Here is a 601-nt window from a genome sequence, read left to right on the forward strand (position 1 = left end):
CGTGTTGCCCGCCGCGTCCGTCACCGAGACGGTACGCCCCGCGATGTCGGTGCGCGTCGTGGTTGTGTTGCCCCGACCGTCGGTGTTGGTGTAGATGATGCCTGTTTCCGCATAGGCTCGGGTCTGCGTGGAAGTAATGCCCGCGTGGTCCGTCTGCGTGGTAGTAAAGTCGTCGATGACCGTCGCGGTGGCCGTGACATTGGAAGTGGGGATGCTGCTTTTTTGCGTCCGCAGGGCGCCTGTTCCGTATTCGCTCCACTGTGTGGATATATTTCCTCTGGGACCGATGAAGACGGTTTTGCTTTCCAGCGTGGACGAGAGGGAGGAAACCAGCGTCTTCTGCGTTTCGCCATAGGTAGTCCCTTGGCCGTTGTTCCTGGTCGCCGTGACGACGCGGTAGACGCCGTCCTGCGCCTGTTCCACGCCGTAGCTCCACGTGGTGATGCGCGAGTTGGACACGGTGGTCGGATCGGCAAGCTTCCAGGTTTCCTTGACCTTATTGCCGAAGTCGTCGTATTCCCACAGGGTCGGCGCCATCGTCGTAGCTGCGGTTTCCGCATCTGTCTGTTCCTTGGTCAGCTGTCCCTTGGCGTTATAGGTG

General features: G+C 60.2%; 1 protein-coding gene. It reads right to left on the reverse strand.

Annotation, left to right across the window (positions count from 1 at the left end):
* Positions 1-459, reverse strand: a 459-nt coding sequence (locus HJW02_RS12935) for a hypothetical protein (RefSeq protein ID WP_243760031.1), incomplete at its 3' end; no start/stop codon positions are given.
* Positions 460-601: the final 142 nt, after the last annotated feature.

The sequence above is a fragment of the Akkermansia sp. GGCC_0220 genome, from assembly GCF_017566105.1.
GTDB lineage: Bacteria > Verrucomicrobiota > Verrucomicrobiia > Verrucomicrobiales > Akkermansiaceae > Akkermansia > Akkermansia massiliensis.